We start from the raw sequence: 611 nt of genomic DNA, 5'->3' as shown, positions 1-611 counted from the left end.
GTTCGCGTAAAACGCGTCGGGCGACGAGAAGCGGTTCCATGAGTTCGGCCAGCTCCGGCTGACCGCCGACGAGTTCGTGGATACGTTGTTCAAAGCCGATCACCCCCACAATTCCGACCTTCAAGCCGAAGTTGCGTAACAGCCCACGAATGTCATTCTCGATGGCAATGGCCTTCTCCTGAAGCAGCTTGCGACCGGCAAGCAGGACCCGTCGCTTTTGGCTGATCAGGGTCTTGACGTGGACAGGCCGGAACAAGCCGACGCGCATCATCTGCGCAATGCCACGCGCATCATTGCGGTCGCTCTTGTTCACCTGCGCCTTGAGGAACGCCTTGGCATGTCGCGTCTCGATGCAGATTACCGGCAGGCCAGCCTCCGCCAGCCCGCTGAACAGCCATTGCGACAGCGGTCCAGCCTCGAGCCCAATCCGATCAAACCGCCAAATCGGATCGTTGAGTGCAGCAAGAAGATCGTCCGGGTGACTCACCAACTTCGCTTCCCGGCAAATGCGGCCCGTTTCGTCGACAATGCACAGGGACGTCTCTTTGACCGACACGTCCAGTCCAGCGTAATGTTTCATGCTGCGCTTCTCCGTCTGATGCTTGTGGCTG

The 611-nt window shown here is 59.1% G+C and carries 1 protein-coding gene; it reads right to left on the bottom strand.

The features are described from left to right. Positions 1 to 580: transposase (locus tag QJT78_RS51940; protein WP_281460923.1), on the bottom strand; the 580-nt coding region annotated here is incomplete at its 3' end. Positions 581 to 611 lie beyond the last annotated feature (31 nt).

It is taken from the genome of Bradyrhizobium sp. Mp27, assembly GCF_029953005.1.
In the GTDB taxonomy this organism is placed as follows: domain Bacteria; phylum Pseudomonadota; class Alphaproteobacteria; order Rhizobiales; family Xanthobacteraceae; genus Bradyrhizobium; species Bradyrhizobium barranii.
Note: the sequence above shows the minus strand (reverse complement) of the source record. Positions and strands in the feature narration are given on the sequence as shown.